The sequence below is a fragment of the Planctomycetota bacterium genome (assembly GCA_035384565.1).
Taxonomy (GTDB): Bacteria; Planctomycetota; PUPC01; order DSUN01; family DSUN01; genus DAOOIT01.
In genome coordinates this window covers 26,742-53,632 of the sequence record DAOOIT010000011.1, presented here as the reverse complement: position 1 = coordinate 53,632, position 26,891 = coordinate 26,742, and the positions used below count along the sequence as shown (strand labels likewise).

Here is a 26,891-nt window from a genome sequence, read left to right as displayed (position 1 = left end):
GCGCCTCTGCACAGATGACCTGCCGGGTGGACGGCCACTCGCGTGCTCCGCAAAGTATACCAGCCGCAATCCGCCCTGTCAAGAACCCGAATGCCTGTCCCTGCCGCAGGCCGGGCGGCGAGCGAAATGCTTGAGCAAGGTCTTGAGCTCAAAGAGCTTCAGGTCGGGGTAGGCGCCCACGAGGAGGGCGCACAGCCCTGTGACCGCCGGCGTGGCGAAGCTCGTGCCCGTCTGATGCGTGGTGCCACCGCCGGCGGCGAGAACGCGGACGTTCTCGCCACGCGCCGCGAACTCGATGGGCGGCGGGTCGAGGAACGCGATGGCGTAGGGTGACGGGGAGGCCATCACGTCCACGCTGATGCATGAGGAGAATTCCGCGGGGAAGCCGTTGTCGGCGAGCGGCATGTTGCGCCGGGCGGCGATGACGATCTGGTTTCGCCGATAGGCCCGCTCGCACAGGTCGTGGAGCTGGGGGGCGTATTCGGCGACGCAGGCGAGGCTGAGGTTGATGAGGCGGGCGCCCGCGGCCATGGCCTGCCCGAAGCCCGCCAGGAGCGCCTGCCCGCCCCCTTGGCAATGCTCGTCCAGCACGCGGATGTCGAGCAGGCGGGCATTGGGCGCGATGGCCGCGATGATCCCCGCCACCGCCGTGCCGTGGCCGAAGGAGTCGTTGTTCCGCGCGCGGGAGACCCTGGCCAGTCGGGGCGAGTCCGCGCCCGGGATGACCTGCCATGCCGCTGCCACGCGCCCGCGCAGGGCGGGGTGCGTGGCGTCAACGCCGCTGTCCACGACCGCGACTTGAACCGGCTGAAGGCGGGCACGGCGAAGTCGCCGGAAGGAGTCTTGGAGGGCGCGCTGGATGCGGCTCATGGCTGCGGCCCCCGGCCGAGGGCCTCGACGGCGGCCAGGAGCGCCGCCACGCGGGCCAGGCGCTCGGGCCGCCCGGCGGTGAGGCGAACGACGCGGGCGACGATCTCGGCCTGCAGCCGCTGCTCGCGCGTGCGGGCGGCGGGCAGCCGCCCGCCCTTGTCGAGATGCTCGACGGCGGCGAGGCGCTGCTGCTGGTCCACCACGAGGCCCGCCACCGCGGCGATCTTGCCGTAGAACGCCGCGTGGGCCTGTGTGAAATGGCGGCCGGGGCGGAAGGTTGCCGCGGTGAGGACGCCGATGACCTCCTCGCGCACGAGCATGGGCGCGGCCAGGACGGCGGTGGGCTGGCTCCCGGCGGCCCCCCGGTGTTTGCGCTGGCGGAGGTCGCGGAAAGTGGGTGCCCCGGCTTGCACCTCGCGCGTGGCGACCGCGAGCCCCACCAGGCCGCGGCCCATGGGGACCCGCTGGCCGAGGAGGGTTTTCTCGGACTGGCGGTCGCCCGACGTCATGGCGAAGACCAGCTCATTGGTCCTGGGGTCCAACACGAGCAGCGAGCCCTCTTCGGCGTCGGCGTATTGGCGGCCGAGGTCCACCAGCAGCCGCAGCGCTGCCTCCTCGCTCGTGCGCGGCGCGATGCCCAGGTACGTCTGCAAGACTCGGCTGTGCGCTTCCATTCGTCTCGCCCTCCTGGGGCCAATGGCGTCTGCCTATGCCACACCAGGCGCGGATGCCGGCTCCCCGTACGCGGCGTCGGCGGTGCGCGCGAGGTGGCTCGACACGATGCGGAGCAGTTCGAGGGCGATGCCCGGCTCGGCGTGGAGCAGCCTGACGAGCGCGTCGCGCCGCAGGACGCCGAGCGTGGCTTGGGCCGCCGCCCGGGCGCCCACGGTGCGCCGCCCCTGGCCGAACGTCGCCAATTCGCCGAACACGCCGCCCGGGCCCGTGCGGTTCACGACCACGGCCGCCTTCTCGGCGCCCCGCTCGACGAAGAACTCGATCTGGCCGTCGAGAACCACGTAGAGGTCGCGGCCCGGGTCGCCGCGGCGGAACAACACGGCATCCTTGGGGCACTGGACGATCTGCATCTCGCGCGCAAGGGAGGCCAACTGGGCGCTCTTGAGCCCGTGGAAGAGCGTGCAGAAGGCCAGCTTGCGGAGCAGCTCTTCGCGCAGGCCCGCGGCGCCCGCTGCCGCGCCGACCGGGTGGGAATCCGCGGTCCGCTCGCCTCGCTCCTGCTGCATCAGCCAGCGGAACATGCCGTCCTGACGGGCCAGCTCGTCGTAGCTCCCCTGCTGCACCACCTGACCGCGGTCCATCACCACGATGCGATCGCTCTCGCGGGCGGCGCTGAGGCGGTGGGTGATTGAGATCACGGTCTTGCGGCCGAGGCGCGTTCGAATCATGTCCAGGACGCGCGCTTGGGACGCCTCGTCGAGGCTGGCGGTCGCCTCGTCCAGCAGCAGCAGGCTGGGGTTCTTGAGCACCGCTCGCGCGATGGCCACCTTCTGGCGCTGGCCGCCCGAGAGGAGCTTGCCGCCTTCCCCGACGATGAACTCGAGGCCGAGGAGGAGGGCAGCGTCCAGCAGCCCCTCCTCGCGCAGTGCCTCGACGATCAGCCTGTCCACCCGTTCCGGTGCGCCCAGCACGAGCGAGTTGGGCCGGCCCCGCAAGAGGTTCTCGCGCAGGGTCAAGGCGTCCACATAGGACCCGCTCTCCAGGCTGCCAGCGAAGGACTCGGAGCTGTCGAAGCGGACGACCGAGTCAGGGGGGCCGCTCGCCAGCGCCCGAGCGACCCGGGACCTGAGCTTCCCGATCCGCAGCCGGAGGTCCTTCGCCGCCGGCGCGTGGGGCAACGGGCCATCCAGGCATTTGCCGATCAGATCGGTCTCCAGCCCCACGAGCCTCACGAGCGCCAGCAACTCCTGGTCGAGCTGCTCGGGGCGCTGCACGTGGTCGAGGCGGTGGAGATCTATGGGGCCGGCCTCATCCTCGATGCAGCGGTCCGCGGGCCGCCGGAGCGACAGCAACAGGTTCTGGCGAATGCTGGTGTTCAGCAGCACGGGGGTCTGCGGCACGAGGCCGACCCCGCGTGCGAGGGAGAGCAGGTCGTAGCGCTCCAAGGGGGCGGCTCCCAGCAGGCAGCGGCCGCCGCTCGGCTCGACGCCTCGCACGAGGGTCTGAAGCAGCGTCGTCTTGCCGCAGCCGGACGGCCCACACAGCGCGATGTGCTGGCCGGCCTCGACCCCGAGCGTAACGTCCCGCAGGATGCTCTGACCCGTCTCCCCGACCACACTCACCCGGTCGTATGTGATGGGCAGAGCCTCTCGGGGGAGCGGCTCGCCGGGGCCGCCCGCCTCGAACACGCACGGGCGCTCGAGATACTCCTCGATCCTCCGCGCGCTCTCGCGAGTCATCCGCCATTGGAGCAAGTAGGACGACAACTGGGTGATCGAATTCTGGAACAACTGCGCCAGGAGCATGAACTTGATGACGCGCGCCCAAGTCATCGGCCCGGACAGGTGCGCCAGGCGGGAACTGGCGATGCAGAGGGCCGCGCCGACCGCGAACAGCACCCCTTTCTGCACCGTCGCCACCAGCGGGTCCATCGCTCGGAACATCGCCACCAGGCGCCCGACGCGTTCGGTGACACCCTGGTAGCTGCGGAAGGCCCTGGCGAGGTCTCCCAAGGCGTAGTCGAACGCGCCGTGGTTGCGGATTTCGGAGACGCCGGCCACCATCTCGCTGGTGCGGGCGCGGATGGCCTCCCAGGCCTCGCGCACCTCGCGGTTGCCCGCCTGAATCTGCCGGTCGAAGAAGACGAAATAGCCCGACAGGGCCGAGAGCCCGATCATGCACAGGCCGAGCAGCCAGTTGTCCAGCACCATCACGGCGCCCAGGACGCCGATGCTCGCTCCGGCCAGGGGCACTGCCACCAGTGCCTCCGCCCAGAACGCGCCCACCCGACTCGTGTCCTCGATGGCCCGCGCGTTGATCCGCTCCACTTCCTGGGTGCGGAAGAAGTCGGCCCCGAACCGCAGGATCCTGCCGTAGAGACGCAGGGTGAGCCTGGCGATCGCCGACTCGCGCAGGGAGATTTCCGAGCGTGCCCGGACGTAGCTGATCGCCGATAGCCCGAGCTGCGCCCCCACCAGGTAGAGGATCATTCGCAGCACCGGCGGCCAAGCCACCTGTTCGTCGCCGGTGAACAGTTGGGTCAGGCGCCCCACCTGGCTGGGCAGCACCAGCGACAGGCCGATCCCGACCAGCCCCAGCGCCCATAGGCCGGCGATCGTCAGGCGACGGTCGGCAAATGCCCCCAGGATTGCGGATGCCCGCCGGGTCCAGGTTCCCCTGGCCAAGGAGTCTCGGGTCATGTCTCCCTCCGTTGCCCCACGGCATGGCTCCCATCGCGCCGGTTGAGTTCCTCAGCGGCCATCGCCCCGGAGAGCGGCGGCCGTCGCCACCTCGGATGCCAGGTCGCCGCTGCCAAGGCCTTCCACACTCGATTGTCCGCCACACGCTGCTCCTCATCCTGGACCTTCCGCTCGATGAGTGTACTCGCGGCGGCTCGGAACGCAAGATGGTCTGCGCGCGGATCTGTTCTCGGGCTCTTCGGGGTTTGGCGCTCTTGCCTCGACTGGCCGGCGCAGGGTGTGGGCGCGCCTTCTCGTGGGGGACCTGGCGGCTCTGGGGAGGGCCCTGCCGAGCGGCTGGCGGGCGCAGCCTGTCCATGCTGTATCAACCCTGTGAGGAGGAAAGTGATACAGCATGAATAGATGGGCGAGAATGGGCGATTCTCGCGGCTCCGGCCATACTCGTTCATCTGCGCGATGAGCAAGCATGGGGGCGGGAATGAATGGCGGGAATGGCCGGAGGGGGTGAAGTTTTGCGGTATAGAGGGTTATGGGGAGGTCTCGCCGTCGCTGCCGCCCGCGTCCCACGCTGCCCAGCGGCTGCCACATCAGGATCGCCAAGCCCTGATGAGCCTGCTCTCAGAGGGACTGGCGCCTCCGCGGTGGGTGCCTTGGTCCAGCCGGCCTTCGGTCTCTCGGCGGGCGCCGCAGGCGGCGGAGTAGGGCCTTGCGCGGCAGCGACCGATTGGGCATGATGCAGGGCGTGTGCGGGGGTTAGCCTGGCCTCCCGACGGCTCCGATTCGTTCGACAGGCTCCCCGAGTCCCCCAGTTACCCTCCCGCAGGTATTGGAGCCTGCGGGAGGGAAGAGGAAGTGTATCCATGCCAGAACACATCACGGGTCTCGTGGCGGCGCCGTTCACGGCGTTCCACGTGGATGGCAGCCTGAATCTGGACAAGGTCGAGATTCAGGCCGAGTCGCTCGTTCTGAGCGGCGTGGGCGGTGCCTTCGTGTGCGGCACCACGGGCGAAAGCCTGTCGCTCACGGTGCCCGAGCGGCTGGCCTTGGCCGAGCGCTGGCGGGCCGTTGCGCCCGACGGCTTCGCGGTGATCGTTCACGTGGGCCACCCCTGCACCGAGGACGCCAAGACCCTGGCTGCGCACGCGCAGAAGGTCGGGGCACGGGCCATCGGGGCCATGGCGCCCTGCTTCTTCCGGCCGGCGAGCACCGACGACTTGGTGGCCTGGTGCGCCGAGGTGGCCGCGGCCGCGCCCGAGCTGCCCTTCTACTACTACCACATTCCCTCGATGACGGGCGTGAACGTGCCTGTGGCCGAGTTCCTCGATCGAGCCGCCGAGCGCATCCCCACGCTCGCGGGCGCGAAGTTCACTTACGAGAATCTGATGGATTACCACCGCAGCGTGCGCTTGCGCGAGGGGCGGTACGACATCCTCTTCGGCCGCGACGAGATTCTGCTGTCGGCGCTCGTTCTGGGCGCGAGGGGCGCGGTGGGCACGACCTACAACTTTGCCGCGCCGCTCTACCGGCGCGTTATCGAGGCGTTCGAACGAGGCGACCTCGGCGGCGCCCAGGCCGCGCAGCTTCGCGCCGTGGAGATGATCCAGACGCTCCTGCGCCACGGCGGCCTGCCCGCCTTCAAGGCCGTGATGAAGATGATTCGCGTGGATTGCGGCCCCGTGCGCCCGCCTTTGCGGGACCTCACCCTCGAGCAGCGGCACCACCTGCACCAGGACCTCGAGCGCCTCGGCTTCTTCGACTACTGCTCGCGGTGCCAGAGGACGTGATGCGTGATGCGTGATGCGTGATACGTGATACGTGATGCGGGATACGGGATACGGGAGAGGAACGAAGGGGACGGTCTCCCTTCTCAGGTATCACGTATCACCCATGAGACTGGCGGGACCCTCAAAGCTCGAAAGCAGCTCTCACCTCGCCGCTATCCTTCCACCCGATCCGGCAGGCCCGGGCGCGCACGGTGGCGCTCTTCTCGAGCGTGAGCGGCCTGGAGTAGAGCCGCCAGTGCGGCGCCGGGCCTTCGTCGAGCGTGTAGGCGACGGACGCGCCTTCGGTGGGGCAGGTGATCGCCACGGTGACCGGCTTGTCGAACTTGCCGCCGGCCGGCTCGATCTTCGGATCCGCCGTCTTGTCGGGCTTGCCGCCGGGGATGCCCTTCTCGCGCAGCTCGGCCTCGGGGATGAGGCCCAGGTCCTTCGTCTCCTTCATCCAGTCGTCGAGCTGCTTGCGCATCTTGGCCAGCGTGTCCTGGAACTCGGGCTTCCCCGCGAGATTGTCGATCTCGTGCGGGTCCTTCGTCGTATCGTAGAGCTCCTCGACGGGCTTCCTCTCCGCGAACCAGAGGGCGGGCGGCCCCGAGAGCTTGCCTTCGGCGTGGAGGCGGCGCATCTCCTGGAGGATGGGCATCTTCTCCATGTACTTGATGACCTGGGCGTAGGGCTTGTGCGGCTCGAAGTTGCGGATGTACCGGAACCGCTTGTCGCGCACCGAGCGGATGATGTCGTAGGTCTCATCCATGCGGTCGCGCGCCGCGAACACGCAGTCGCGGGGCGGCGTGTCGAACGGGCCGAGGAAGGCGCGGCCCTGCATGTGCTCGGGCGGCTGGATGCCGGCGATGGAGAGCACGGTGGGGCCGAAATCTATGAAGCACACCAGGCGGTCGCTCGTGCTGCCCGGCTTGATGACGCCCGGCCAGCGAATGAGGAGGGGCACGCGCAGGCCGCTGTCGTAGCACCAGCGCTTGCCGCGCGTGAGGCCGCGGCCGTGGTCGCCGTAGAAGAAGACCACCGTGTCCTCGGCCAACCCGTCCTCCCGGAGCTGCCGGAGGATGCCGGCGACCTGGGCGTCCATCTTCGTCACCTGGTCGTAGTAGCGGGCCCAGTTGCGGCGCACGACTGGCGTGTCGGGGTAGTAGGGCGGGAGGTTGGCCTTGGCGGGGTCGTGCTGGAAGGGGCCGTCGTTGGGCCAGCACTGGCTCTCGTGGGTGGCGCCGATGTTGAAGACGGCGAAGAAGGGCTGGCTCTTGTCGGGACGGCTCCGCCAGTGGGCCTTGTTCGAGCACTCGTCCCAGGCGGTGAGCGGGGGCGGGAAGTTGTAGTCGGTCTTCGAGTTATTGGTGCAGTAGTAGCCTGCGGCGCGGAGGTATTCGGTGAAGCAGCGAACGAAGGGCTGTGGGACGGCCTGGCAACGCATGTGGTGAGAGCCGATGGTGGTGGGGTACATGCCGGTGATGATGCCCGAGCGTGCCGGGGCGCACACGGGGGCGTGGGAGAAGGCGAGGTCGTAGCGGCAGCCCTCGGCGGCCAGCTTGTCGAGATTGGGCGTGACGGCGTAGGGGTCCCCGTAGCAGCCGAGGTCGGGGCTTGTGTCCTCGCACGTCACCCACAGCACATTCAGCGGCTTCTTCGCCTGGGCGCGGGCGAGGGCGGGGGCGAGCGCCATCGCCGCGGCCCCTGCGGCCGAAGCGCCCAGAAACTCGCGTCGGGTACGCAGTCTGCGCGTCACGGCGACTCTCCTTGCTGATGGGGCCACAGGAACACCTCTCTTGTGTGCGGCGCCATAGCGGGCGCGAAACGCCCCGCCCGGATTTCCGCACGGACCCTTGGTTGCACTCCCACGCCTGCAACCTTATTATTCTCCTCATGACCGTCAGCCCATGCAAGCAGGGGGACACGCCGATGACGCTATGCCACTTCACCTGTCACCCCGAGGGGTACTTGAGACACTGGCTCATCGCCGGGCCGCATCGCACGCCGTACGCCGGCCCGAGCGGGTCCGATGATGACATGCGCCGGGCCGCCGTGGACCCGGCCATCGCCGATCCGCCGACGGGCGCCGAACTCGGGCGCCCCGGGCCAAATGCCGAAGCGTGGCGATTCTATGCCCCTGGGCAGAACGTTTTCGTCGAGTGCAGCGGCTTCTCGTCGCTGCTCGAGACGCTCGACCTGTGGGCGATGGCGGACGTCATCGCTCCGTTCGATGCTTCGCTGGCGGCCCGTCTGTGGGCCTGCGGCACGGCCGACCTGTGGGTGAACGGCGCGCACGTGCTGCGCCACGACGTGCCCCGCTACATGTACCCTGAGGCCGCGCCGTTCGTCCTGCCGCTCCACCGCGGCGCCAACCGCGTGTGCGTGCGGCTGCACGTGCTGGGCGTGCGCGACACCCGAATGCTCTTCGGCCTCCAGGTGCTCGATGAGGCAGCCGACCTCGCCGTCCGGTTGCCGGGCGCCCCCGCGGCTACGGCGCAACTGGCCGCGGCCGAACGCTGGCTGATGGGCGTGCGCGCTGCGGCCCGCGATGCGCTCGCCTCCGAGCACCCGGCGCCGGAGGACGCGCGAGTCGCCGTCGGCCCAGGGTTCGTTCCCTGGCCCGCGGGGGCTCGGGGCACGAGCTTCGCCCCAACGGGCGCATTCGCCCTCAAGGTCTCCATCGCGGCCGCGGGCCAGACCCTCGAGCGAGCGCTCGAGATCCCGGCGAATCGCCCGCCCGCGGAGCCCTCGGCGTTGCCCCTCGGCGAACACCGCCGCGAGCACGTGCGCCACTTCGCCCAGAGCGGCGAGCGCCACATCCTCAACGTACTCGCCCGCCGCCTCCTGGGGGAACGGGCCGACGAATCGGCCCTCTTCGAGGCCACGCTCAAGGGGATTGACGAGCGACGCGATTGCTCGGACTTCACGCTCGCCGCGCTGCTGCGGATGGTGCATCTCGGCCTCGTGTCGCCCGACGAGGAGGCCGCCATCCGCACGACCGCCCTCGCCTTCCGCTACTGGGACGACGAGCCCGGCACCGACGCGATGTGCTTCGGCAGCGAGAACCACAGCCTGCTCTTCCACGGCTGTCAGCTTCTCGCGGGGCGGCTGTGGCCCCACGAGCGGTTCAGCAACAGCGGCCGCACGGGGGCCGAGCAGGCGGCCCTCGGCCTGAGCCGCTGCGCCGCGTGGCTGGCCGAGGTTGAGCCCGTCGGCTTCCGCGAATACCTCAGCAGCACCTACATGCCCCTCACCGTCGCCGCGTTGATGAACGTCGTGGACTTCTCGGGCGACGCGGCCCTCGCGCAGCGTGCGGCGGCAGTGGTGGACGGCGTGTTCCGCGACCTGGCGATGCACGCCTTCGACGGTGTGGTCATGTCGCCGCAGGGGCGAGTCTACCGCAACGTCCTCTACCCCGAGACGGGCGGCACGCAAGCCCTGCTCTCGTACGCCACGCCCGAGGCCGTCGTGGCCCACACGAACTGGATCAGCTTTCTCGCGGGGAGCTGTGGGCGGGGCGTCTCTGCCCCGCGAAACGCCGCGTGTGGACACGCCGCCCACAGCGCCTACCAGCCGCCCGATGGTCTGGGCGATCTGATGCGGCAGCCCGCCTGCCGCCGCTACCGGCAAGACGGCGTGGAGGTGGTGCTGCACAAGACAACGGACTATCTGCTCACGTCGCTGGCGATCCCGGCGTCGTTCGACTTCGGCGAGGGCGCGGCGGAGATGCCCGCGAACTGGCGAGCCGCCCTGTGGCCCGGCAAGCCCGGCTACCAGCAACACCTGTGGCAGGCATCGCTTGCCCGCGACTGCCATGTGTTCGTCAACCACCCGGGCGGCACATTCGATGGCACGCAGTCGCGGCCTGGCTATTGGTATGGCAACGGCTCGCTGCCCAGCCTGTCGCAGACCGAGGGCACGCTGGCCGAGATCTTCGACATCCCCGACGCCCACCCCGTGGGCTTCACCCACGCCCACTGGCCTTCCGACGCCTTCGACCGCCAGGAGGTGCTCGGCCATTGGGCGTTCGGCCGGCGCGGGACAGGCGCCGTGGCCCTCTGGTGCAGCCAGCCGCTTGCGCCGCACGACGACGTGCTCACCGGCCGCGAACTGCGCGCCGCGGGCCGACGCGTCGCCTGGGTGTGTCTGTGCGGCCCTGCGCCCGATGCCGGGGCTTTCGAGGCCTTCGTCCGTTCATGCGCGGCGATGGCGCCCGCCTTCGACGCCTCGGCGCGCCGCCTGAGGCTTGGCGGCGAAACGGCGCTCGAGTGGACCGAGTAAGCACGTCCGATCGCTGACCAGGGGACTCGACGGATGGCGGGCACCCGCCCAGACGTTCGGTAGGTCTGCACGGCCAAGCAGCGGTGGCACACAGGCGGGCGTTGGGCCACGCGCACGTTTGCGCGCCGCACGCGGACCGCCTGGTGGGCGATGGCGTGGCCTTCACCCGCAGCTATGCGCGAAGCCTCATCCGCAGGCCCAACCGCGCGAGCATCCTGACCGGGCGCCACCCCGGCACGCTGCACTCGAACTGCAACGGGGACAGCTTCTCCCACCTGCCTCAAGACGCTCATCACACGGCGACCTACACGGGCTCAGGCGGCAGGGCTAAGCCACGCGTAGCCGCGGCTACTCCTGGATGGAGTAGCAAAGTCACCGAGTACACTTCACTGCCCCATCCGGGCGATGTCCTGCCCGCACGGGGGGAGGCGATGCCCCTATCATAGAAGGGCGAGCCGGCGCCCTCGTCACGACTTCCGCCCCGAACCTCAACGCTCTTAGTGATTTTAGTTCAAAGGGTTACGACCGTCCAACGGCTGGGCATGAGCCAAGGTCTGGCACGGAGCGTGTTCAGCGGCACGTTGGTTGCTCAGGGGGAAAACAGCGACCAGAGGGCGGCGTGTGGAAGCTGGACCAGCCAGGAGGATAGGCGATGCTTACGATGGGCTCCATCGCAGCCCTCATCGGCGCAATACTCGCCCCAAGTCATCTGGCGGCCGATGGTTACGTTGGGGAGTTCACGGTGACTGCCTACTGCTCGTGTCAGAAGTGCTGCGGCAGGGAGGCGCAGGGGATTACCGCGAGCGGGAAGAAGGTCGGCAGGGGCATGATCGCGGCCGACTGGGGCGTTCTGCCTCAAGGCGCGCGGGTGCGTCTTGCCATCTTCCCCGGCCGCACGTTCGTGGTGGAGGACACTGGCAGCGCTATCACGGGCAACCGCATTGATGTGTGGCTGCCGTCGCACCAGGCTGCCATCGAGTTCGGCATCCGGCGCAACATCAAGGTCTGGACCGTGTCCGGCGCGCCAGGCCTGGCCGCCCGCTCGGGCCCGTCCAGGCTCCTCGGGTCGAGGTAACTGGACGACCTCAAGTCCCCTCCGCGGGGATATCCTCGAGGTACACGCCATCCTTCTTCAGCGCGGCTTGCAGGCGCGGTATGTCCACTTGCGCGAGGTCGCACCCGGCATCGAGCGCCATGGCCGCGGCGGTGCCGACCCCTTGCCCCATGACCATGCAGTGGGTCTGCACGCGCACGGAGGAATGCCCCTCATGTGTGGAGGAGGCGCAGCGGCCGGCGACGGCGAGGTTGGGCACGGCGGGGTTCAGGCACATGCCCAGCGGGATGTGATAGCTCTTGCCTGCGGGCAGCATGTTCTTCGCCCCGCGATCGTTCCACGTCGTGTAGCCTGTGCCGAGGGGGTCGTGGATGTCAATCATCCAGATGCCATGGCCGATGGCGTCGCGTTGCTTGGCCGCGCCGAGGATCATCTCGGCGTCGAGGGTCTTCAGGCCCTTGATGCGGCGCGATTCGCGGATGCCGAGGCTGACGCCCGTCTGCTCGACTTGCACCTTCTCCAGGCCGGGCACGCGGGTGCGAAGCCAGTCCCAGTAGGCGTGCACCTGGCGGCGGCTCTTGATGGTGAGACGGGTCAGTTCCTCCTCGTCGAGGGGGTTGCCCGAGACGGGGCACATGTTGGGGATGAAGCGGTTGCGGGCGTGGCCGAGGGAGAAGGCGTGGTTGAAGGGGGGCAGCTCGCCCGCCTTGATGGCGGCCCGCATCGCCTCCATCACGGCCCGCGCCTTGTCGGGCGGGAAGGACTTGACCTTCGCCTCATCAATGTTGCAGACGCGGTACATCATCGTCATGCCCTGCACGCGGCCGTCGGAGGCCCGGCCGAACTCGAAGGGGACGCCCGCCTTGGCTGCCACGTCGCCGTCGCCGGTGGCGTCCACCACGATCTTCGCGAGCACCGCGCGGCGCCCCCGCTTGGTGTCGGCCAGCACGCCGCGGATGCGGCCGCCCTCGAGGATTGGCTCGCCCGCCACCGTGTAGCAGAAGGTGCGGACCTTCGCCTCGTCGAGCATGTCGTGGTAGACGATCTTCATCCCCTCTGGCTCGAACCAGTGGGTCTCGTGGGCGCGGGGGTATTGGGGGTCCTTCCAGATCCAGCCGTGCTTCTCGGCCCGCTGGGCGGTCTCCTCCACGAGGCCGTAGATCACCATCTTCTCGCGGTCGGAGCGGTGCCAGCCGGTGACGAGCGCGGCGGTGGCCATGCCGCCGAGCATCGGCCAGCGCTCCAGCAGCACCACGCTGGCTCCGTGGCGTGCCGCGGAGACGGCGGCCGTGATCCCTGACACGCCCCCGCCGCACACCAGCACATCGCACTCCGCCAGCACCGGCACCTTCTGCTCGGGCACCGTGACGACCATGGTCTTCGACTCCTTCACGGCCTGGCCCAGCGCGAGGCGGGGCGCAACCAGCGGCGCCGCCGCGCTGGCCACAAGGAAAGCACGGCGGGAGACCTGCGTGGACATCCTCGCGTTCACACTTCTCGCACCATCACCGTGAGGAGCTTGCTCCGGACACGGCTCACAACTTCTGAAGTCGGAATCGGTCACCCCCCAATGGCAGGAGTTCGACCACTGTGGGATTGCCTGATGGCCATGGCACCAGGCCATTCCGCCTCAGCCAATCCCCGATCACTCCGCCGCGGAATTCAGGACACGTGGTCCAGAAGGTAGAAGACAATGAGAAGATGTGGACCTGGCCCTCGATTTCTACGTGGATTGTGCGCCAGCTCTTGTCGAAGTGCTGCCTTGCATTGGGTCTACCAACACGGATGCCGTACGTGGGAGCGGACGTTGAACCGCCGAACCAGCCCTTCGCGATCATCGGGTCACCTCCAGTGCTCTCGTCCCTACGCTCTGCGTGGGGACGCCTCTTCGGCCGCTCCGCGGCCATTTCGCGTGCAGGTATGCACGCCCTACTTCTTCGGCGTCTCCATCTTGAGCATCTTGCCGCCGGGCGGGTAGATGCCGAGCTCGCGGATGGCGGGGGAGTTGCCGTAGTAGCCGGTGATCTTGAGCTCGATCTCCTTGCAGGTCACGCCCTCGCCCAGGCTGATGACGAGGAAGTTGTCGTCGTACTGGGCGTTCTCGACCTTCTTGACCACCTTGCCGTCGGCGAGGATTTCGAAATCCTTCGGAGCGTATTGGTGGTGCTGGTAGCCGAGGATGCTGAGGGCCGCAACCTTCTCCGGTTGCTTGAAGGTGACGGCGTAGCGGTAGAGCTTCTGGTTATCGTCCTCGTCCCAGTAGGTCGCGGGGTCGCCGTCAATTGCGGCTTGGGGCGGGCCGGAGCCGCCGTCGGGCTTCGAGCCGCCTCTGCTCGACGCCATGCCCTGGGGGGCGATGTTCATCGCGGCGTCCACCACGAGGAGCGCGCTCTCGGCCGTCTGGCGCGCGGCGGGGGTCTTGCAGACCTCGACGATCTTCTGGAGTGCGGCCTTCGCCATGTCGCGGTCGGTCTTCCGCAGGTTCTTGGCGATCTGGACGGCGGCGGTGGCGGCCTCTACCTCGATGGCGGCATCGCTGAGGGATGCCATTGCCAGGTCGAGCGCGGCCCGGTGATTCACGTTGGCCGCGGCCGCGAGGACGAGTTTCCTGTCGTCGGGGCTGGCGGCAAGGGCCATGGCGTCGGCGAAGAGCTTGGCGGCCTGCTCGGCGGGCCGATCGCTGGGCAGCGCGGCCAGGCGAATGAAGCCGCGGAGGGCAAGGACCTTGTGTGCGCCCTCTGCCGTGCGGGCGATGGCGAGGAGGTCCGGCATCGCTGCCGCGTCGGGCCAGTCGGCCAGGCCGCGAACCGCGGCATCCTTGACGGCGGCATCGGCGTCCTTGAGACCGGCGCGGAGGGCTTCCAGCCCCTTGGCCGAGGGCACTTTGCTCAGCACGCGCAAGAGTGCGCACCGCACGGGAGCGTTCGGCCCGGGGAGAGCGGCGAGGACGGGCGCCGTCGCCGCCTCGGCGTCGGCGATGCGGCGGCAGGTGGCGACGAGGGCCTTCTCGGCGTTCGCCCGCTCGTCATCGGCCTTGGCCTCGACGAGCAGCTTGACGAGCGCGGGCAGCGCCTTGGCGTCGGCGAGCACGCCAAGGGCATTCATTGCCTCGGTGCGAACGCCCTTGTCCGCGTCCTCGGCAGCCTTGAGCAGCGTTGGTACAGCGGCGACCGTGTTGCGGGAGGCGAGGGCGCGGAAAAGTTCGAGGCGCACGGCGGGCTCGCCGGCTCCCGCGGCGGCGATGAGGGCGGCATCCACTTCCTTGCCGCGGAGCGCGACCAGGCTCTTGCGGGCGGCGCCTTGCTCAACGCCCTGGCCCTTCGCCGCCAGGTCAGCCAGCATGGGCACGCACGAGGCGTCGCCGATGGCGCCGAGGGCGCCGAGGGCCGCGACGCGCACCGCTTCGTCCTTGCCCTTGGCGGCCTCGAGCACGGCGGGCAGCGCGCCGGCGTCGCCGCGCGCGGCCAGGGCGCCCAGCAGCAGCACCTGCGCGGGCGCGGGCAGCTTGGCGAGTTGGCCGGCCAGGGCCTTGGTGGCCTCGGTGCCGGGGATTTCGCGGGCGAAGGCCGCCGCCGTGCCCCACATCTTCGGGTCGTCGCTCGACAAAGTCTTGATGATAAGCGCCCAGGCCGCTTCGTCGCCCGTGGCCAAGAGGCCGCGGAAGGCGGCCACGCGGAGGTGTTCCTTCTTCTCGCCGTCGTAGACCTCCTTGTAGATGGCCGCGGCCTCGGCCTTCCTGCCCGCGGCGACCAGGCCGTCGGCGGCGAGGAGCCAGGCATCGGTGGCGGCAGGGCGCAGCTTGTCGGACGCCTTGGCCCGCACGGCGGCGATGGCCTTGAGGGCGTCGACGCCGCCAATCTTGCCGAGGGCCGCCACGGCCGCCTCGGCCACCGCTTCGTCGGCGCCGGCCGCGAGTTTGCCGAGCGCGGGCACGGCCGCGGCGTCCTTGCGCTCGCCGAGCGAGTTGATGACGCCCACGAGCAGCCTGGCCTCGGTCTTGCCCAGGGCGTCGCGGAGCGCGGCCACGGCCTCGGGGCAGGGCATTCGCTCGAGGGCGAATCGCGCGTGGTGCGACATCTCGGGGTCGGGCAGCAGCCTGGCGAGCGCCGGCACGGCCTCGGCCGAGCCGACGAGCGAGAGCTGGCGGCAGAGGAAGGCCTTGCCGTCGTTCGTGCCCTCGGCCACGAGGAGGGCGATCAGGCGCTTCTCGATGGCCGCGCGCTGCGCGGCGTCGGTGGCCAGTTGGGGGATCATCCGCTCGGCGTCGGCCAGCGCGGCGCGGCTCTCGCCGTACTTGAAGGCAGGGACTTTGGCCAGGCAGGTCTCCAGCTCGGCCATCGTCGGAGGTGCCGCGGCTTCGCCCGCCATCGCCATCCTCGTAAGAGCCAGTGCCATGATGCCCGTTGCGAACCTGGCAAGCCGCATCGCGCTTCCTCCAGCCAAGGGGTCGTGGAACATGCACCCGCCGCGGACACTATAGCAAACGGGGCACGGCGGGTAAAGCCCGGAACGCCAGGCGGCGGAGTGGCGGCGGGGCATCATCGGCGCGATGGCGAAAAGAAGCGGGGGCGCCCGTCGAGCGCCCCCGATGGATGATCATCGTTGAAGTGCCCGCCGCCTATGCGGCGCGGCGACGCCGGGCGCGGGCGAGCAGGCCCAGGCCGCCGAGCGCCAGGAGCGCCAGGGTGGTGGGCTCGGGCACGGCCGTGAGGCGGAGGGCCATGGCGTCGGGCCCGTAGGAGGGCACGTCCACCAGGCTCAGGCTCCAGCCGTAGTTGAAGGTCACGCTCGAGGCGTCCACGATCAGAAGGTTCACGTCGGCCGTGATGCCGTCCACGGCGACCAGGAGGTCGTAGGTGCTGAACGCGGGAGGCACGAAGCCGTTCAGCAGGTCAATCTCCACCGTTGCGTTCCCGGCCAGGGTGGCGAGGCCGTTGACGAAGATGAAGTCGAAGCCGCTGGTGGTCGCGCCCTGGTTCGGCCCCGCCAGCTCGACGCGCAGGGTGCCCTGCTGGTCGTAGTCGTCGAGCACCAGAAGGGTGTTGGTGCTGACGCCCGGGCCGGCCGAGAGGAGGCCGTTGGCGAGCACGCTCAGGGGGCCGGCGAGGGTGCCGCCGGTGAGCAGCTCGCCCTGCTGCACGGTGGTGGGCCCGGTGTAGGTGTGGGCGCCGAGGAGCGAGAGGCTGCCGAGGCCGGTCTTGGTGAGGCCGCCCTGGCCGGCGACGGCGCCGCCGATGGCCACGTCGAAGCCGTTGGTGTCGAAGGTGGCCGTGACGCCGCTGTTGATGAGGATGTGGCGGTTGGCGTTCAGGGCGAGGGCCGCCGTGGTGCGGAGGGTGCTGTCGCCGGCGAAGGTGAGGTTGGTCGTGGGGGCGGCGGGGACGGCGCCGAGGGCGGCGTCGCCGTTGATGCCGAGGGTGCCGCCGGCCAGAGTGGTGCCCCCCGCGTAGCTGTTGGCGCCAGTGAGATAGAGGGCGCCCGAGCCTGTCTTGACGAGGGCGCCAGTGCCCGTGATCTGGCCGGTGAAGAGCGTGTCGGCGTTGTTGCCGCCCGCGGTGAGGGTGTAGGGGCCGAGGGCCACGGTGCCGTCGCCTGCGAGCGCGCCGATGGTGAGGTTGCCGAAGACGCCACTGAGCAGGTACGAATTGGGCAGCCGCTGGCGGGTCTCGAGGCCGCTGCCGGCGGGACCTTGGACGTCGGCCTGGAGGCCGTAGCCGCCGGTGCCCTGGTAGAAGGCGATGGTGATGTCGTGGAGCCCGGCGGTGAGCGGGATGGCGGTGCCGCCGCGCCAGGTGACGCCCTGGAAGAAGTTGTTGTCCACAGCGGCGGGCTCCTGGCCGTCAATCCAGAGCATGCTGCCGTCGTCGCTGCCGGTCCAGAAGGCGTAGTTGCCTGCGACGGGGGCGTTGAACTTGCCCGTCCACCGCACCTCGAAGTTCGCCCCGCCGCTGTTGTAGGGCGCGGGGAAGAGCGAGCCGTTGGTGGCGAAGTCGAAGTTCGCGCCCGCTGCCGTCGAATAGGAGATCAGGTTGGGCGTGTAAGTGCTCAGGTGGGCGTTGAGGGCGGCGAGGGTGGCGAAGTTGGGGTTGGACCCGCTTGACCCCGGGTTAATGTTGTAATACTCGCCCGGGAGGCCAGCACTGAGGTCCTGGAGTGTCAACGTGGCGCCGAGGGCGACCGTGACGGTTCCCGTTCCAAGGCCGGTGCCGGCGGCGGCCACGGTGCCCTGGTTGATGAAGGTGGGGCCTGAGTAGGAGTTGTTGGTGGCGCCGACGCGAAGGGTGCCGGTGCCGAGCTTGGTGAGGCTGCCGGTGCCCGAGATCGTGGCGTCAGCAACCTGAGCCGCGTTGGAGTCGAACGTGAGAGCCACGTTTGCCAGGTTCAGCGTGGCCCCCCGGCCTGTCAGGCTGCCAGTGAGGTTGAGGGCGGCGGTGCCGCTGAGGGCGCTGGCGTTCAGGGTGACACCGCTGGGGATGGTGACGTTGCCTGTGTTGAGGGTGGCGCCGTTGGCCAGGTTGAGCGCGGCGGCGCCGGAGCTGCCGCTGGCGAGGAGGCTGCCGGTGCTGTGGGTGGCGCCGGGGGCGGTGAGGTTGAGGGCGGCGCCGCTGGCGATCTGGAGGTTGCCTTGCGCGGCGACCGGGGTGCGGAACAGGCTGGCGTCGCCAGGGTCAATGGGCCGAGTGTAGAGAGCGCCGTCGAGGGCCCGCGTGCCGTCGGTGCTCAGGCCGAAGCCGAAGTTGTTGTTCATGCCGTTGGTCACGCCCCACGGGCCGGCGCCGCCGCCGCCCTGCTGGAAGCGGATCTCGATGTCGTGCCAGCCGTCGCCGTTGGGTCCCATGCCGAAGTAGAGGTTCCCGCCGTAGGAGTTCTGGCTGGCGTAGACCGTCGCGCCGCGCTGGCCGGCGATCATGGATGTGCTCGAGATCTCCGAGCCGCTCTCCTCGAGGCGCTTGACGCCATCGATCAGGACCGCCGCATTGTCGTCGATGTTCTCGATGAAGCTGAAGTAGCCGTCGGCATCGTAGAACTGGCCGCTGTAGACCCAGGTCTCGTTGTCGCTCCAGCCGGTGATGCGGTCGTGGGTGACGACGCTCATGTTGCCCATGCGGGGCTCGAGCTTGATGCCGAAGGTGCCCGTGTTGATGGGGCTGGCGGAGTTCCAGGTGCCCCCGTTGCCCTCGAGGAGGCCGGGCACATAGGCGCCGGGGCCCGGGCCGCTAAGGGTGCCGCCGATCGTGACGGTGCCGCTGGCGACGTGCACGAGGCCGCTGTTGACGATGTTGCTGTTCTGGACGATGGCGTTGGCGCCGCTGTCGAAGAGCAGGGTGGCGCTGGTGGCGGCGGTGACCACGGGCGGGGCGTAGCCGAGCACCTGGATATCGCCCGTGCCCAGCGGGTCGGTGATCGGGGCGGCGGCGGCGATGCGCAGTGTGCCGCTCTGCACCTGGGTGCCGCCGCTGCTGGTGCCTGAGGCGGCCGGAACCAGGTTCACGATGTTGTTGCCGGCGACCTTGAGGACGGTGGGGTTGGAACCGTCGGCCAGGGTGCCGGCGAGGGTAAGAGGCTGGTTGTAGGTCTGGTAGAGGCCCGAACCCTGAATCTGGGTGGCGGTGAGGGTGGCGTTGCCGCCGGTGGAGCCGATGATGCCGTTGTTGAGGAGGGTGGCTGCGGTGACCGTGGCGGTGCTCGGCACGCTCATGGCGCCTGTGACGCTGCCGGTGGCGACTCCGTAGGTGCCGTTGACCACCTGGCCGGCGTTGTCGCCGACTTCGAGGACGCCCGCCACGTTGAGCGCGGTGCTGGGCCGCGGCCCGAAGATTCCGTTGACGGTGAGGTTGTTGAGGTTGTTGGTGGCGGCGGTGAGGTAGAGGTTGCCCGAGGGCTGCACGGCGATGCCCTGCGGCCCGGCAATCTCGATGTTGCCGGAGAAGCCCGCCGCATAGCCGTTGATGTTCAGCACCTGGTGGCCGCCCTTGACGAGCGTGCCCAACCCGTCAACCTGGGCGAACGAAACCTGGTAGCTGTTGTTGACGGCCCAGAAGTCGTCGCCCGTGAAGTTCGAGCCGAGAACGTGGGCGCCGCTCGCGACGTTGAGGGTGCCGAGTGCGATCGTGTTGGTGGTGTTCGAGCCGCTCTGCCGGTCGGCGACGATCAGCGAGTTGGCGTTGAGGGTCACGTTGTTGCCGTAGCTGATCGTCTGGTTGCTGGCCGTGCCGTTATCCTGGAGGCGCAGGACGCCGCCGTTGAGAGCCAGCGCCGCGGTGCCGAGCGTGTTGCCCGTGCCTGAGCTGCTGTTGGCCGTGAGAATGGCGTTCGTGCCGATGTTGATCGTGCCTGCGAAGTCGTTGGCCGTATTCTGGAGTTGGAGGATGCCGCCGCCGTTGTAGCCGGCCGCGTACTCGATGCCGGCCAGGTGGAGGGTGCCGGCGCCGGTGAGGCGGTGGTTGTTCACGATGTTGCCGTTGTTGGTCGCGGGGATGAAGTAGTCGCGCAGCAGCACGTCCACGTTCGCGCCCGCCGGCACGTCCACGGTGCCGGTGCTGCCCACGGTGCCGAGGGTGGAGCTGTTCAGCGTGACGCTCAGGGTGGAGCCGTTCTTGAGCTGGAGGCTGCCGGTGATGCCGGAGTTGTTGTTGAGCAGCAGCGTGGCGCCGTTCTGCACGGTGGTGATGGCGTTGACGGGGCCAAGGGCGTTCTGGTGGTCCACGCGAACGTAGCCCTCCTGGATGTTGAACACCTCGGTGGGTGCGCCCGGGTTGCCGAAGGTGCTCCCCGAGCCGCCCAGGAGCAGGAGGCCGTTGCCCGCCTTGATCAGGCCGCCGTCGTCCACGCCGGTCGGCACGGTGGTGATGTTGGCGTTGAGCAGCAGGCCGGCGGCGGCCAGGCCGTTGACGGTGACGGGCGAATTGACCAGGAGGGTCTGCGCATTGCCCGCCCCTCGGGTGAAGGCGAGGCTGCCGACGTTGGTGCTGATGGTGGGGGTGGAGGTCGGGTTGTCGTTGAAGACGGTGATGGGCGTGGCGCCGGTGAGGTTGAGGGCCGACGTGGCCTGAGCGTTGGCGCGGGAGACGATGGGCCGGGCGTTGGCGTTGCTGCCGGCATCGCTGAAGACCAGGGCATCGAGGGTCTCGGTCACACCGCCCGCGTCGCGGAGATTCAGGGTGCCGCCGCCATAGAGGTACACGGTCGCGGTGTTCTTGATCTGGTTGGGAAGCAACTCGGTGACTGTGGTGTTGTGAATGTGGAGATTGCCCGGGATTGCGACGATGGTGCTGCCGTTGGCGCTGGCGGTGTTGAGTTCTACGAGGCCGCTGAGATCGCTCGCTCCGCTCAGTGCCTGGAAGTAGGTGTTCCCTGTGTAGTTGTTGTTGCCCTGGAGCCGCAGGGTGGCGCCGCCGGCCTTGGTCAGCGCGATGTTGCCTGTGATCTGGGCGCCAATGGTCATCGTGTTCTGGTTGACGAAGAGGTTGAGTTCCCCGGAGTTCGAGGTGATCTGGCCCGCGCCCGTGAAGCCGTGGCCGGCGTTCGTGTTGCTCATGATGCCGCCCGTGTCCACGGTCAGCAACACGCCGGCGTTGAGCGTGTGCGTCGCGCCGCCGGAGAAGCGGATGGAGTTGACGGTCTTGCTGGCGGCGATGGTGCGAGAGGTGCCGTCGTTGACGTTCTGCGTCGCAGTCGCGGCGCTGAGGTCGCTGGAATCATAGTTGGCATAGCCGTCGCTGGTGTTGCTCATGTAGCTGACGCCGGTGGCGGGCAGGTAGGTGGCGAAGTGGTCGTTGTTGACGATGGCCCAGCCCCCGATGAGGCCGTCGTTGAGCGCGACGGGCGCGCTGTTGATCTGGTTGATCAGGTAGCGGATGGCCGTGGTGTCGTTGCCGGCGGTGCCGACGAAGCCGTAGTTCTGCTGGAACGCCACGGTGGCGCCGGCGCTGCGCACGAGGTTGTTGATGTGCGTCTCGGTCGCGCCGCTGCCGCCGGCGAGGGTCTGGAAGAGGTTCTGGCCCTGGAGCACGTTCACCGTGCCGAGGTGCTCCTGGGTGAGCATGCCGGGGCGGCCGCGGTTCACAAAGTCGCCGCCCCGCATGTTGATCACAGCGGCGGGGTTCACTCGGTCGTTCATGCCCGAGAGGTTGTCGTTCACGATGTCCAGCCGGGCGTAGTTGAGGTCAATCTGCGGTGTGTTGGGCAGCGTGCCGCTGTCGCGCAGCAGCAGCGTGCCCTGGCGGACGATGGTCTCGCCGGTGTACGGGTTGCTGTTGGTGAAGTAGAGGGTGTTGTTGCCCACCTTGTGGAAGGCGATGTCGCCAGTGATGTGGCCGGAGAAGGTGCCGCCGTCCTGCACGGTGACGCGAGCGGGGGCCGCGCTGGTGAGGGTGCCGCCCTCCGTGCCCACGCCGGGCAAGATGTTGCCGCTCTCGAGCCGGCGGAAGAACTGGCTGTTGCCGTTGAGGTCGAGCGTGCCGCCGTTGAGCTCCAGGTGGATGCCGTAGAAGCTGCTGGCGTTGATGCCGGTCTCGCGGATGTTGGCGAGGCTGTCGTTGATGCTCAGCGTGCCCTCGTGAAGGGCGATGCCGCCGCGGAGGTTGGAGAGCGAGCCGGCCGTGAAGCTGGCCGTGCCGCTGCCCGTCTTCACCAGGCGTTGGTCGGTGAAGAACTCGCCGTCCACGCTCAGGTCGCCGAAGGTGTGGAGATAGGCCGACACGCCGCCGCCCGTGCGGATCACCGAGTCCGCGCCGGCGCCATTTCCCGAAGCGGTGAGCGAGGCCGTGGCTCCCGACGGCACGAGGATGCCGCCTGCGTTGACGACGACCTGGGCGGGCTGCGTGAGCAGCGGCACAACGCCGCTGACGCTCAGGCTCGAGCCGTTCTCCATCTTCAGCACCGAGAGGCGCGTGTCGCCGCCCGCGAAGTTGAGCGCCCCGGTGAGCCGCAGGTTCAGCGACAGGTTGGCGTTCTCGAGGGTCGTGGAGGCATACTCCGACGCCTGGAGGATGCGCACGCCGGTCCGCTTCGCGCCGCTAGCGACGTCCATCGTGGCGAAATCGCCCTCGGTCGCGTTCGGGTCCACCGCGGCCAGGAGATCGCCGCGCACGGGCACCAGTGGGGTGCCCGGCGTGCCGGGGCCGAAGCCCTCGACGCCGCCCTGCTGCCCGTAGCTGAGCGACGAGAGCAGGTTCGGGTTGGTGATGAAGATGAGGCCGTCTTGCGGGTTCCCGGCGTTAGGCGTGTAGACGCCGTTGGCGTCGTGGGTGCCGGGTAGGCCGGCGATGCCCGCGCCGCGGAGGAGCCAGACCGAGTTGCGGTCGCTCGAACTCTGGAAGTTCTCCATCTGGCCGAAGGTCACGGAGGTGCGCAGCATCGAGAGGTCGCCATCGGGGATGACCGTGACGGTGCCGAAGCCGCCCGTGTTGCCGCCGCTGATGCCGGTGACGGCCGAGCCTGCGGAGTTGCCGAGGCCGTACATCGCCACGTCGGCCGCCTGGGTGGCGTGGCCGAGGACCCTGAAATCGCCGCCCGCGAGGGTGGTGAGCCAGGTGCCGCCGGCCACCTGGCGGTCGGCAACGGCCGTGCCCGAGTTGTCGAAGAGCAGCGTGCCGCCCTTCGAGAGACGCATCTCGCCGCCACGCCACCGGCCGTTCGGGCCGGCGAGGGCCAGCTCGCCCTGGTACACGGTGAGCGAGCCGGTGCTGTCGCTCGTGTTGGTGAGGGTCATCCGCGTGCTGCCCACCTTCACGAGGCCGGGGTTCTGGCTGTTGGCGCTCTTGAAGAGGCCGTCGAAGGTGAAGTTGCTGGCCGTGCCCCAGCCGGCGGCGAGCATGGCGCCGGTGTTGCCCATCACGGCGCCGTTGCCGGTGAGTTCGCCGATCACCTCGGTCCAGCCGGTGTTGAGCAGCAGGGTGCTGCCGTTGCCGGGCTGGCCGCTCCAGGCGCCGGGCGGGGGGTTGCCCACCGGCGGCCAGTAGGTCACCGCGGCGGGCAGATGCAGCCGCGCGGTGTCGGGGAACACGTTGCCCTGGTTGAACGAGAGCTGCGCGCCGTCCACGACGTTGAACGTCACGCCCGCGCCGGCCGTGTTGGTGCCGGCCTGCACGAACTGCACGGCGCCCAGCTTCGGGTCGCCGTCCACCCACCGGCTGCTGCCGATGTAGACGGTGGCGCCGGCCTGCACGTCGAGGCTTTCCTGGATGTTGAAGTAGGTCTGGCTGGTGCCGGCCAGCACCGCGCCGTCGCCCAGGATCACGCGGCCGCGGCCCTCGTTGAGGCGGCGGTCGTTCGAGTCGTTGGTGAGCATGCCGCCGTTGGCAATGGTGAGGACCTCGGGCGCGACGTTCGGCGAGCCCGGGCCGGCGGTGATCAAGGGGTGAATCTGGTTGGTGAGTGTCCGGTCGCCGTTCCAGACCTCGTAGACCACCTGGCTACCGCCCGGCGCATCCGAAACGATCGGCTTCAGGCCGTAGGGGCTGCTGTACTCGATGCGGACAATGGCGCCCGGCTCGTAGACGAACTGGCCCGTGGCCGCCCCCAGGAAGACGTTGTTGCTGTTGAGGTGCAGGATCGAGTCGGACTGCATGGTGATGTTGCCGGCCTGTCCGGAGCCGACGCCCGAGGCGTCGTTGAGGAGCAGGCGGCCGCCGGCGGCCACGGTCACGAGGCCGCCATTGAGCGGGCCAGGGATGGCAGGAGGCACACCGGTGAAGTTCCCCGGATCCAGCGTGCCGCCGGCCTGAACCAGGACGTTGGCGAAGCTGCCGCCGCTGCCGAGCGAGTTGCTCTGGTTCGGCGAAAGGGTGGCGCCTGGTGTGACGACAAAGGTCAGGTCGCTAGGCAGACTCACGGGCGAGTTCTCATCGAGAGCCACGCGCCCGACGATGTTGGCATTGATGGGGCCGCCGGAGGCGTTGGTGATGCCATAGGTGCCGCCGCCGGTGCCGCCGAGGTAGAGGAGGGCGTAGCCGTTGTCGCGCAGGAGACCCTGGAGGGTGAAATCGCTGTTGGCGACGATGGTGCCTTGGGTGAAGCGGCGATCACTGCGGTCCGTGCTGATGCCGGTCCAGGCGGTGCCCGCGCCCACGGTGAGCGAGCCGGCCGCGCCGGGGTTGAAGTCGCTGTAGAGACCGTAGAACAGGTCGGCGTTCGTGCCCAGGTTCTGCACGGTGCGCACGCCGGTGCCGTTTGCGGCGTCGTTGAAGTGGCTGTTGTGCGCCACGACGGCGCCGGGTGCGAGCACCACCTGGCCGCCGCCGGTGAGCGAAGCGACGCGCGTGAGGCTGCCGAGGCCCTGATTGGCCGTGTTGGAGTTCTGGCCCGAGAGCACGCCGCCCGCAGGCACTGTGAAGCGGTCCCAGGTCGTGTTGTAGTTGCTCGTGCTGTTCAGGAGGATCTGCCCATTGTCCACGATGGTGTAGCCGCCGGCGGTCGCCGCCGCGTTGATGGCGCCGGCTGCATTGAGGTTGAGCCGCGAGTTCTTCACGGTCACGGGGCCATAGCCCAGCGTGCCCGCCGCCCGGGCCTCGAGGGTGCCGCGCAGAACATAGGTCCCGCCCGTATAGGAGTTCTGGTCGTTCTCGAGGTTCACCTGGCCGTCGAGGTCCTTCACCAGGGCCACCGTGGCGTTGATCAGGTCGTTCGGGTTATTGATGATCTGCGACCAGATGGTGGTGGTGTTGGAGTTGTTGTGGAGGAACAGCTCCTGCGGGGTAGTGGCCGAGGTGGTGCCGGCGGTGAGGCGGCCGCGGGTGCCGGTGGCGCCGATGTTGCGGGCGTTGTTACTGCCGTCCGAGAGGATGCCGCCGCTCTCGACGTAGAGCGTGTCGCCGGGGTTGGTGAAGAGCACCTGGCGGGTTGCGGCGCCGGCGAGCCGCAGCGCGCCCACCACGCTGTCGCCGGCGGGGATGGTGTAGTCGGCAGTGAGGTTGACAACCTTGCCGCTGGCAAAGGGTGTCGTGGCATACGCCGGGGCGCCGGCCACGGCGCTGCCGTAGGGCACCACGCCGCCCGCGGCGCCCAGACTGGCGGGGACGACATAGGTGGCGAAGTTGTCGCTGTTCACCACGGCCCAGCCGCCGAGGAACATGCCCGTAGTGGGGGCCACGCCGTTAACCTGCTGGAGGGTGATGCGGCCGTTGTCGCCGGCCAGGCCGATCGTGTTGCCGGCAGTGAAACGCACCGTGCCGCCGCCCACGTTGTGGATCAGGTTGGAGAGGATGAGGTCGGAGCCGCCACCGCCCGCGCGCTCGGCTCGGATTTCAGACTGGCCGAGCCCCACCGTAGTGGCGCCGAAGACCTCGCGGCTCGAGGTGCCAGAAAGCCCCGTGTTGCGGGCCACGTACATCAGGCGCCCGCCCTCGAGCAGAATCGGCGCCGTGTCGCTGATGCGGTCCGGGATCACGGAATACGACAGGTTGCTTGCCCCGCCGGGGAATTGGCGGCTCATGAGCTGGTTCTGGTTGTCCACGTTGAGATAGCTCGACTGGCCGATGGTCACACTGGCCACGTTGAGCATCGTGCCCATCGCGCGAATGTCGAACTGGTTGCCGTTCGGGGCGACCACCAGGTTGCCCGAGAAGTCGCTTGCCTGCGCCACGAAGAGATAGCCAAGGCCGGTCTTCGTAAGGGTGCCGCTGCCGGTGAGCGCATTGATGCCCGTGATGGCCGCGCCATCAGCGCCGTTCGATATCGCCGGCACATCAATCGTGCCCCCCGATGGGCCCACGACGATGGTCCGCGCCCCGCCGGTGACCGGGTTGCCGAGCTGGAGGTAGAGCCCGCCTGCCGAGCCGCTCGAATTGGCCAGTTGCAGCGTGCCGCCGTTGAGGGTCACCACGTTGGCGGGGTCGCCGAGGTTCGGGCTATTGATGATGGTGGTGATGCCGGAGTTCAGCGTCACCCCGCCCGTGAAGGTGCTGCCCTCGGTGAGGAACAGCCTGCCCGCGCCCGACCGGATGAGGCCGGCCGCACCCTGGATCGGCACGTCCACCATCGCCCAGTCGCTCGGGCCGGCCACCGACACCGTGGGCGTGACGCCGCCGAGCGTGAGGGCGTTGGTGCCCACCAACCTGTAACCTTGGGCCGCGAAGGTGAGGTCGTGAGCGGTCACCGGCGCGCCCAGGGTGACGATGCCCGGGGCATTCTGGAACACGGCGTCATCGAGGTTGGCATTCACCCAGACCTGGTACGCACTGCCCCCAGGCGTCGTGCTCCAGCGGGAAAGTGTAGTGTCCCATGTGCCTGACCCACCGCCCACCGAGCCGACACCATCGCCGTCCCAGTAGAGCGGGGCACCCGAAGCCGAGAGACTCAGAACCGCCACGAGACACCCGACCCAGCCGCAGGACGTCGTTCGCTTCATGTTGGGGTTGCTTCCGTTCCAAGAGTGAGAGGGCGACAAGGATGTACCTCGTCAGCCAACGGCTCCCATCGCAGAGAGCGCCTATAGTACTATAGTAGCTTTGGAGTAGCAAATCCTGTGCCGGATGGGGTCCGGCCAGCCGGCGCGCGGAGGGCCGGGGCGATGCGTGGCACAGAGTGTCAGCTCTCTCGCCGGCGCGC

10 protein-coding genes are annotated in these 26,891 nt (G+C 69.1%); 3 read left to right on the top strand and 7 right to left on the bottom strand.

Annotated features, from left to right (window positions below):
- Nucleotides 1–78: 78 nt before the first annotated feature.
- From PLE19_06020 to PLE19_06010, 3 genes are read right to left on the bottom strand one after another with little or no spacing between them, the layout of a single operon-like run.
- Nucleotides 79–870 carry a S8 family serine peptidase gene (locus tag PLE19_06020; protein ID HPD14485.1) on the bottom strand — a complete coding sequence of 264 codons (792 nt, stop codon included), beginning with the start codon at nucleotides 868–870 and terminating at the stop codon, nucleotides 79–81.
- The gene (locus PLE19_06015) at nucleotides 867–1,544 is read right to left on the bottom strand and encodes a GAF domain-containing protein (GenBank protein HPD14484.1); all 678 of its coding nucleotides are present in this window, start codon (nucleotides 1,542–1,544) and stop codon (nucleotides 867–869) included. Before PLE19_06015 ends, PLE19_06020 begins: the two co-directional genes overlap by 4 nt.
- Before the next feature lie 33 nt (nucleotides 1,545–1,577).
- The gene (locus PLE19_06010; protein HPD14483.1) at nucleotides 1,578–4,244 is read right to left on the bottom strand and encodes an ATP-binding cassette domain-containing protein; all 2,667 of its coding nucleotides are present in this window, start codon (nucleotides 4,242–4,244) and stop codon (nucleotides 1,578–1,580) included.
- 860 nt (nucleotides 4,245–5,104) lie between these two features.
- On the opposite strand from PLE19_06010, the gene PLE19_06005 reads away from it, so the two are divergent.
- Entirely contained in the window at nucleotides 5,105–6,028 is a 924-nt protein-coding gene (locus tag PLE19_06005; protein ID HPD14482.1) for a dihydrodipicolinate synthase family protein, read from the top strand.
- Between the two features lie 121 nt (nucleotides 6,029–6,149).
- Here the strand turns inward: PLE19_06005 and PLE19_06000 are convergent, their stop codons facing one another.
- Nucleotides 6,150–7,763, bottom strand: coding sequence for a sulfatase-like hydrolase/transferase (locus tag PLE19_06000; protein ID HPD14481.1), 1,614 nt, complete (start codon nucleotides 7,761–7,763; stop codon nucleotides 6,150–6,152).
- 173 nt (nucleotides 7,764–7,936) lie between these two features.
- Here PLE19_06000 and PLE19_05995 point away from each other — a divergent pair, with 173 nt between their 5' ends.
- Together PLE19_05995 and PLE19_05990 are read left to right on the top strand one after the other, a co-directional pair.
- Nucleotides 7,937–10,288: a hypothetical protein gene (locus tag PLE19_05995; GenBank protein HPD14480.1), complete on the top strand. Its 2,352-nt coding sequence runs from the start codon at nucleotides 7,937–7,939 to the stop codon at nucleotides 10,286–10,288.
- A gap of 652 nt (nucleotides 10,289–10,940) precedes the next feature.
- The gene (locus PLE19_05990; GenBank protein HPD14479.1) at nucleotides 10,941–11,363 is read left to right on the top strand and encodes a 3D domain-containing protein; all 423 of its coding nucleotides are present in this window, start codon (nucleotides 10,941–10,943) and stop codon (nucleotides 11,361–11,363) included.
- Between the two features lie 10 nt (nucleotides 11,364–11,373).
- Here PLE19_05990 and PLE19_05985 read toward each other — a convergent pair whose 3' ends face one another.
- The 3 genes from PLE19_05985 to PLE19_05975 all read right to left on the bottom strand — a co-directional run bounded on the left by PLE19_05985 (nucleotide 11,374) and on the right by PLE19_05975 (nucleotide 26,691).
- Nucleotides 11,374–12,822: an FAD-dependent oxidoreductase gene (locus PLE19_05985; GenBank protein HPD14478.1), complete on the bottom strand. Its 1,449-nt coding sequence runs from the start codon at nucleotides 12,820–12,822 to the stop codon at nucleotides 11,374–11,376.
- Between the two features lie 449 nt (nucleotides 12,823–13,271).
- Complete coding sequence (locus PLE19_05980; GenBank protein ID HPD14477.1) at nucleotides 13,272–15,767, bottom strand: HEAT repeat domain-containing protein; 2,496 nt, start codon at nucleotides 15,765–15,767, stop codon at nucleotides 13,272–13,274.
- A gap of 193 nt (nucleotides 15,768–15,960) precedes the next feature.
- Nucleotides 15,961–26,691 carry an autotransporter-associated beta strand repeat-containing protein gene (locus PLE19_05975; GenBank protein HPD14476.1) on the bottom strand — a complete coding sequence of 3,577 codons (10,731 nt, stop codon included), beginning with the start codon at nucleotides 26,689–26,691 and terminating at the stop codon, nucleotides 15,961–15,963.
- Between the last annotated feature and the right edge of the window lie 200 nt (nucleotides 26,692–26,891).